Annotated in this window: 7 protein-coding genes and 1 pseudogene; 5 read left to right on the top strand and 3 right to left on the bottom strand. The window is 64.0% G+C overall.

The window, feature by feature from the left end; all coding sequences use genetic code 11:
- Window positions 1-318: pseudogene (locus AC1D00_RS16915) on the top strand (phosphotransferase family protein); the annotation flags it as partial.
- Window positions 319-321: 3 nt separating this feature from the next.
- Window positions 322-699: a DUF6285 domain-containing protein gene (locus tag AC1D00_RS16910; RefSeq protein ID WP_135172432.1), complete on the top strand. Its 378-nt coding sequence runs from the start codon at window positions 322-324 to the stop codon at window positions 697-699.
- 257 nt (window positions 700-956) lie between these two features.
- Here AC1D00_RS16910 and AC1D00_RS16905 read toward each other — a convergent pair whose 3' ends face one another.
- On the bottom strand, window positions 957-1,736 hold the full coding sequence (locus AC1D00_RS16905) for an enoyl-CoA hydratase-related protein (protein ID WP_477011460.1): 780 nt from the start codon (window positions 1,734-1,736) through the stop codon (window positions 957-959).
- 210 nt (window positions 1,737-1,946) lie between these two features.
- Here AC1D00_RS16905 and AC1D00_RS16900 point away from each other — a divergent pair, with 210 nt between their 5' ends.
- The gene (locus AC1D00_RS16900; RefSeq protein ID WP_135172434.1) at window positions 1,947-3,221 is read left to right on the top strand and encodes an acyl-CoA dehydrogenase family protein; all 1,275 of its coding nucleotides are present in this window, start codon (window positions 1,947-1,949) and stop codon (window positions 3,219-3,221) included.
- A 158-nt stretch (window positions 3,222-3,379) separates the two neighbouring features.
- On the opposite strand, the gene AC1D00_RS16895 is transcribed toward AC1D00_RS16900, so the two are convergent.
- Window positions 3,380-4,957 (bottom strand): fatty acid--CoA ligase, encoded by a 1,578-nt coding sequence (locus AC1D00_RS16895; RefSeq protein WP_477011459.1) that lies wholly within the window; start codon window positions 4,955-4,957, stop codon window positions 3,380-3,382.
- A 261-nt stretch (window positions 4,958-5,218) separates the two neighbouring features.
- Entirely contained in the window at window positions 5,219-6,091 is an 873-nt protein-coding gene (locus tag AC1D00_RS16890) for an SDR family oxidoreductase (protein ID WP_135172436.1), read from the bottom strand.
- 105 nt (window positions 6,092-6,196) lie between these two features.
- Here AC1D00_RS16890 and AC1D00_RS16885 point away from each other — a divergent pair, with 105 nt between their 5' ends.
- Together AC1D00_RS16885 and AC1D00_RS16880 are read left to right on the top strand one after the other, a co-directional pair.
- Window positions 6,197-7,006 carry a crotonase/enoyl-CoA hydratase family protein gene (locus tag AC1D00_RS16885; RefSeq protein ID WP_477011458.1) on the top strand — a complete coding sequence of 270 codons (810 nt, stop codon included), beginning with the start codon at window positions 6,197-6,199 and terminating at the stop codon, window positions 7,004-7,006.
- 158 nt (window positions 7,007-7,164) lie between these two features.
- Window positions 7,165-7,910 (top strand): AMP-binding protein (locus AC1D00_RS16880; RefSeq protein ID WP_477011457.1); only part of this gene is annotated, 746 nt, incomplete at its 3' end.

The following is a 7,910-nucleotide window of genomic DNA, read 5'->3' as shown; positions in this document are numbered from 1 at the left end:
CTCGGCGATCCCATGGAGGATCTCGGCTGGGTCTGCGTCAATTCCTGGCGCTTTGGCGAGATCGACAAGCCGGTCGGCGGCTTTGGGTCGCGCGAGGAGCTGTTCGCAGGCTATGAGGCGGCGGGCCGAAAAGTCGATCCGGCGCGCGTGAAATTCTGGGAAGTGATGGGCACGCTGCGCTGGGGCATCATGTGCGGCGGCATGATGCAGCGGTTTCGCGAGGGCCCGGACCATTCCATGGAGCGCGCCATGATCGGGCGCCGCGCCTCCGAGACCGAAATCGATCTGTTGCGGCTCTTGGCGCCGCGCGGGAGCTGACGCATGCAGGACGAACCGACCCCGGTCGAGCTGACCAAGTCAGTCGCCGATTTCCTTCGCAGCGACATCACGCCGCTGATCTCCGGCCATCAGGCCTTCAAGCTGCGCGTCGCCATCAACATCCTCGACCTCGTCACGCGGCAACTGACGCAGGAGCAGGGGAGCGATGCGGAAGAGGTGGAGCGGCTGCGTGCACTGCTTGGCATTGACGGCTCGGTGACGGACCTCAACCGAACGCTCGCCGATCGCATCGCCAGGGGCGAGCTCAACCTCGCAACGCCGGGCCTCGCCGAGCATCTGTGGGCGACCACGATGGACAAGCTCGCGGTAGACCAGCCGAATTATGCGTCCTACAAGCGCGAGCTGTCGCGAGACGGGTAGGCAGTGCTACATCCGCGGTCATTGCGAGGAGCCCTTGCGACGAAGCAATCCAGAGTATTCCTGCGGAAAGATTCTGGATTGCTTCGCTTCGCTCGCAATGACGGCGTTGAGGCATCCGCGCGCCACACTCTCCTCGTCATTCCGGGGCGTCGCGGAGCGACGAGCCCGGAATCCGTTCATCCGCAATCTCTGCCGCTCGATGGATTCCAGGCTCGCGCCAAGTGGCGCGCCCCGGAATGACGCCGGCGAGAAGGCCCTTACTTCCCCACCCATTTCGGCGGACGCTTCTCCGAAAACGCCTTCGGGCCCTCGATGTAGTCCTGCGAGGCCACCATTGCCTTCACCGCCGGATATTCCCGCTGCTCCTCGATCGCCTGCTCCAGCGAGACGGCGAGGCCCTTCTGGATGGTCTGCTTCGAGGCCCGGATCGACATCGGCGAGTTCTTGGTGATCATCTCCGCCCAGCGTAGCGCGGCCGTCAGTGCCTCGCCCTGCGGCACCACCTCATTGACGAAGCCGAGCTCGAGCCCTTCCTTGGCGCTGACATGGCGCGCGGTGAGGATCATGCCCATGGCGCGCTTCAGCCCGATCTGCCGCGGCAGCCGGTGCAGGCCGCCGGCGAGCGCGGCGAGCCCAACRCGTGGCTCGGGCAGGGCGAAGGTCGCATTCTCCGAGGCTATGATAAGGTCGCAGGCGAGCGCGATCTCGAAGCCGCCGCCCATCGCGACACCATTCACCGCGGCAATGATCGGCTTGTCGCAGTCGAATCGCGCAGTGAGGCCGGCAAACCCGCCCTTGTCCCAGCCGCGTTTTCCGCCGGCCGCCTGCCACTTCAGGTCGTTGCCGGCGCAGAACGCCTTGTCGCCGGCGCCGGTGACGATCGCGACCCATTGCTCGGCATCCGCCGAGAAATCGTCAAACACCTTCTGGAGCTCGAAATGCGCGTCGGTGTGCAGCGCATTGTAGACCTCGGGCCGCGACAGCGTGACGATCGTGATCGGTCCCTTGCGTTCTACCTCGGAAAATTTCAGCTCCATCGCTCGCTCCCGCATTTTCTTCTGAAGGAATATTGCCGGCATACTAGCGCGCGCAAGCGCTGGAGCACCATCGAATTGCGCGGGCGCGCCTTGCGTGGCCGGCACGTCTCGGCTTGCTTGACACGCGCGTGCTCTTCTCACCTTAATCGTACGAAGCAAAGCGCGGTTAGCGCCTTAACGCAAAACGAAAAAATCATCCGGGAGAGAACCGTGGATTTCTCATTGCCAACAGATCTCGTCGCCTATCTCGGAGAGCTCGACCGTTTCATCGAACGCGAGATCAAGCCGCTCGAACAAGCCGACGACAACATCCGCTTCTTCGATCATCGCCGCGAATGGGCGCGCACCGATTTCGAGAATGGTGGCCTGCCGCGCCACGAGTGGGAGGCGCTGCTGCGCAAGGCCAAGGATCTCGCGGACGCCGCCGGTCACCTGCGCTTTCCAGTACCGAAGCAGTATGGCGGCAAGGACGGCTCCAACCTCTGGATGGCGGTGATCCGTGAGCATTTTGCCGCCAAGGGCCTCGGGCTGCACAACGACCTTCAGAACGAGCATTCCATCGTCGGCAATTTCCCTGTTGTCACCATGCTCGACCGCTACGGCCGCGATGATCAGAAAGCGATGATCGACGGCTCGATCAAGGGCAAGTACCGCATAACCTTTGGACTCACCGAGCCGCATCATGGCTCCGACGCGACCCACATGGAGACGCGGGCGGTGCCGGCGACCCGCGACAACGTCAAGGGCTGGATCATCAACGGCGAGAAGATGTGGACGACCGGCATGCATGTCGCCACCCACTGCGCGCTGTTCGCGCGCACCTCGGGCAATGACGGCGATGCGCGCGGGATCACCTGCTTCCTCGTCCCGGCCAAGAGCCACGGCGTCAAGGTCGAGGAGTACATGTGGACCTTCAATATGCCGACCGATCATCCCCGCGTCAGCTTCACCGACGTGTTCGTGCCTGAGGATGCGTTGTTCGGCGAGGTCGGCCGCGGCCTGTCGCTGGCGCAATGCTTCGTGCACCAGAACCGGATCCGCCAGGCCGCCAGCTCGCTCGGTGCCGCCGTCTATTGCATCAACGAAAGCGTCAGATATGCGCGCGAGCGCAAGCCGTTCGGCAGGGCGCTCGCTGAGAACCAGGCGATCCAGTTCCCGCTGGTGGAGCTCGCGACGCAGGCCGAGATGTTGCGCCTGTTGATCCGCAAGACCGCCTGGGAGATGGATCAGCTCACCGAGGAGCAGATCGAGCGCACGCTCTCCGACCGCGTCTCGATGTGCAACTATTGGGCAAACCGCCTCTGCTGCGAATCCGCCGACCGCGCCATGCAGGTCCACGGCGGCATGGGCTACTCACGCCACAAGCCGTTCGAGCACATCTACCGCCACCATCGACGCTACCGCATTACGGAAGGCAGCGAGGAGATCCAGATGCGCAAGGTGGCGGGGTTCCTGTTCGGTTATATGGGGCCGGGGAAGCATTAGCTTCCCGCGGCGCTCTCTCCCCGAGTCGTCCCGGCGAAGGCCGGGACCCATAACCCCAGGGAGGGGTTGTAGCGCGGGATGGCAACTCCAAGCCTTCGCCAAATCCAATTCGGTGGGTCCCGGCCTTCGCCGGGACGACAATGTGGATATAGCCAGGGCTAATTCACCCTTCTATCCTTCCCCGCCCAGTACGGCTCGCGCAGCTGCCGCCGCAGGATCTTGCCTGAGGGATTGCGCGGCAGCGCCGGCAGGAACTCCACGCTTTTCGGCGTCTTGAACCCGGCGATGCGCTCGCGGGTAAAGTTGATGATGTCGGTGGCGCTCGCTTGCCTGCCGGGCTTCATGACCACCACCGCCTTCACCGCCTCGCCCCATTTGTCGTCGGGCACGCCGATCACGGCGGCTTCCGCGACGTCGGGGTGATCGCACAGCGCGCTCTCCACTTCGGCCGGATAGATGTTCTCGCCGCCGGAGATGATCATGTCCTTGATGCGGTCGTGGATGTAGAGGTAGCCGTCCTCGTCCATGTAGCCGGCATCGCCGGTGCGCAGCCAGCCGTCGCCGCGCAGCGTCGATGCGGTTGCTTCCGGCAGGTTCCAGTAGCCGGCCATGTTGGAGCCCGAGCGCGTCGCGATCTCGCCGACCTGGCGCGGCGGCAGCGGTTTGCCGTCCGCATCCAGAATGGCGATCTCGACACCCGGCAACGCCTTGCCGGCCGAGCGCATCCGCTCCAGCCCCTCGACGTGATCCTCCGGCGGCAGCGCGACGATGGTGCCTGTCGTCTCGGTCATGCCGTACATCTGCACGAAGCCGCATTTGAAGACCTCGATGCACTCCTTCAGCAGCGCTGCCGGAATCGGCGAGGCGCCGTACAGCATGTATTTCAGCCTGGAGAAATCAACTGTCTTCGCGCGCGGCTGCCGCACCACGAACTGCATCGCCGCCGGAACCATGAACAGCTTCGTGATTCCGGACTGCTCGAAGAAATCCAGCACCTTGGTCGGATCGAACTCGCGCGCGATCACGCCGCGGGCGCCGTGATAGAGGCCCATCACGCCCCAGCCCGAGCCGCCGATGTGGAAGATCGGCATCGCGACCAGCGACACGTCGTCGGTCGACCACCGGTTCCACTCCGGCTTGTCTTCGGCATTACCGGTCTGCACGAGATTGAGGAAGTTCGCATGCGACAGCATCGCACCCTTCGGCTTGCCCGTTGTGCCTGAGGTGTAGAGCTGGATCGCGATGTCCTTCGTGTCGATCGGCACCTTCGGATCGTCGCCGCTTTGCGCATCCCGCCAGGCCGTAAAATCCTGCCAGTCCGGCGCGCCGCCTTCGGTGGTGATGATCGTGCGCACGCCGGGCAGCTGGTCCTTGATCTGCGAGACCAGTGTGAGGAACTCCGGTCCCACGAACAGCACCGGCGCCCTGCAGTCGCCAACGATGAAGGCGACTTCGGGCCCGGCAAGGCGCCAGTTCACCGGCGCCATCACCACACCGGCCTTCATCGCGCCCATCAGCAGCTCGAAATAGAGGTCGCTGTTCTTGCCGAGATAGGCGATGCGCTCGCCCTTCTTCACGCCCATCGCTAGAAGCGCGTTGGCGACCTTGTTGGTCTTCACGTCGAATTCGGCAAAGCTGGTGACGCGGCCCTCGAATTCATAGGCGGTGGCGTTGCCGCGGCTCGCCGCGCGCTCGCGCACCATGTCGGCGAGATTCGCCAATGGTTGTGTGGACATGTTCCTCCCGTAGAGTCTTGTTTTTATGCCTGGGAGTGTGGCGTCATCCGCGGGTGAAGACAAGATGGGGGAGGGGCTCGCGACTACTCCAGCCATCGTCGTCCCGGCGAAGGCCGGGACCCATAACCACWGAACGCAATTTTGCGAAGACCGATCATGACCAATCTTCGCCAAACCAAATTCGGTGGCTATGGGTCCCGGCCTACGCCGGGACGACACCGGAATGTGAAGCGACGTCTCAAGTCTCTCGTTATAGAGAATCTACCCCCGCTTCGCCCGGTCCTTCTCGTTCTGCGCCATGATGCTCTCGCGCGCGGTTTTCCAGTCGTCGTCGCTCCAGTCGCGGAGCTGGTAGAAGTTGCCGCCCATCGCCAGCGCCTGGGCGCCGTCCATGGCGATGGTCTCGCCGGAGATCCAGTCGCAGCCGCCGGAGATCAGGAATACGGCGACGTTCTGCAATTCCTCCATGGTGCCGACACGGCCCATCGGGTTCATCGCCTTGGTGCGCGCGCCGGCTTCGTCGCCCGGCTTGATCCGCTTGCTCATGCCCTCGGTCGGGATCTCGCCGGGCGCGATGGTGTTGAGGCGGATGCCGTAGCGGCCCCATTCGGTCGCAAGCGACATCGTCATGGCGTGGATCGCCGACTTGCTCATCGCCGACGGCACCACATAGGGCGAGCCGTTGCGCACCCAGGTCGTGGTGATCGAGACGACGTTGCCCGGCTGCTTCAAGGCGATCCAGCGCTTGCCGACCGCATGCGTCACGTAGAACGTGCCGTGCATGACGATATTGGCGACGGCGTCGAACCCGCGCGGCGACAGCTCCTCGGTGCGCGAGATGAAATTGCCGGCGGCGTTGTTGATGAGGTCGGTGAGGGGCGCTTCGCGAAAGATGTTTTCGATCATCTCCTCGACCGCGAGCGCGTTGCGGATGTCGACGCCGTGGCTGGTGACGCGTCCGCCATGGAGATCCATCAGCTCGGTCGCGGTCTCGTCGCAGACGATCTTGCGCCGGCCGCAGATGTGCACTTCGGCGCCGAGCTGGAGAAAGCGCGCCGCCATCGACTTGCCGAGTCCGGTGCCACCACCGGTGACAAGGATGTTCCTGCCGGCCAGAAGATTTTCCTTGAACATGGCTGTTTCTCCCGTACGGATTGTCAGTTAATTGGTCGATTGACTAAATCCGGCCGCAGGCTTCCTGTAAAGCGGCACTGAACAAGAACAGGGGAGAATTCATCCATGGAAGAGCGCGTCTCGATCTCGATCTCGGAAGGCGTCGCCGACGTGCGCCTGGTGCGCGCGGACAAGATGAACGCGCTCGATCAGGCCATGTTCGAGGCCCTTGTTGCCGCAACGGACCGGCTTTCGAAGGACAAAAGCGTGCGTGTCGTCGTGCTCTCGGGCGAAGGCCGGGCCTTCTGCGCCGGCCTCGACATGGGGCGTTTTGCCGCCATGAAGGAGAAGGGCGGCAACGGAATTCCGGGTGGCGAAAATCGCGATCTCACCAAGCGCACGCACGGCCAGGCGAACTTCCCGCAACAGGCGGTATGGGGATGGCGTCAGCTTCCGGTGCCGGTGATTGCCGCCGTGCACGGCGTCGCCTTCGGTGGCGGCTTCCAGCTCTCGCTCGGCGCCGACATGCGCTTTCTCTCCCCCGATGCACGGATGTCGGTGATGGAGATCAAATGGGGCCTCGTGCCTGATATGGCGGGCACGCCCATCCTGGCCAGTCTCGTGCGCGACGACATCCTGCGCGATCTCACCTACACCGGCCGCATCTTCTCCGCGCAGGAGGCGATGACCTATGGCCTCGCCACGCGCATCTGCGACGATCCTCGCGCCGCAGCTCTCGACGTCGCGCGCGAGATCGCCGGCAAGAGCCCCGATGCGATCCGTGCCGCCAAGCGTCTGCTCAACAATCTCTCGCTCGATCCGGGCCCGGCGCTGCTTGCCGAGTCGGTCGAGCAGCAGAAGCTGATCGGCAGCGCGAACCAGACCGAGGCGGTGCGCGCCAATCTCGAAAAGCGCGCGCCGAAATATGTGGACTAGTAACTCCCCGTCATTCCGGGGCGATGCGTAGCATCGAGCCCGGAATCCATAACCACGATCGGGAGTATGGATTCCGGGCCTGCGCCTTCGGCGCATCCCGGAATGACGACCGCGGGTGTGGCTACAGTTTTGAACCGACGAAAGATCGGAAAACAACAATGAGCGAAACGTCAAAGTTCCTCGGCATCGTCTCCGGCGAGCGCCGCCGTGCCCACGCCGAAGTCGCTGACCGTGCCGACCGCATCGCGAGTGGCCTCAGCAAGATCGGCGTCCGCCAAGGCGATTGCGTCTGCATGCTGATGCGCAACGACATTGCCTTCCTCGAGGCCGCTTACGCCGCGATGCGGCTCGGGGCCTATGGCGTGCCGATCAACTGGCACTTCAAGCCGGAGGAGATCAACTACATCCTTGGCGATACCGGCACGTCCGTCCTGATCGGTCATGCCGACATGCTGCACGCCCTGCGCGATGCGATTCCACCGGGCGTCACCGTGCTCAGCGTGCCGACGCCGCCGGAGATCCTGTCCAGTTACAAGATCGATCCGGATATTCTCGCGCCGCCGGCTTTCGCGATCGAATTCGAGACATGGCTCGCGCAGCATCAACCTTATGACGGCCCAATCGTGCCGCAGCCGATGAACATGATCTACACGTCAGGCACGACCGGCCACCCCAAGGGCGTGCGGCGCAATGCGCCGACGCCGGAGCAAGCGGCTGCCGGCGAGCGCATGCGCGCGATGATCTATGGGCTGAAGCCCGGCGCCCGCGCGATCCTGCCGGGCCCGCTTTATCACTCCGCGCCGAACTCGTTCGGCATCCGCGCCGGCAAGCTCGGCGGCGCGCTGGTGCTGATGCCGCGCTTCGAGGCGGAAGAGTTTCTGGAGCTGATCGAGCGCTACAAGAT

The organism is Bradyrhizobium sp. P2_E8, from assembly GCF_056403875.1.
This window is presented reverse-complemented; position numbering and strand designations above follow the sequence as displayed.

Bases quoted from the DNA above. Each gene is read 5' to 3' on its own strand.
- AC1D00_RS16910 (WP_135172432.1), top strand. From the start codon at position 322: ATGCAGGACGAACCGACCCCGGTCGAGCTGACCAAGTCAGTCGCCGAT.
- AC1D00_RS16895 (WP_477011459.1), bottom strand. From the start codon at position 4,957: ATGTCCACACAACCATTGGCGAATCTCGCCGACATGGTGCGCGAGCGC.
- AC1D00_RS16890 (WP_135172436.1), bottom strand. From the start codon at position 6,091: ATGTTCAAGGAAAATCTTCTGGCCGGCAGGAACATCCTTGTCACCGGT.
- AC1D00_RS16885 (WP_477011458.1), top strand. From the start codon at position 6,197: ATGGAAGAGCGCGTCTCGATCTCGATCTCGGAAGGCGTCGCCGACGTG.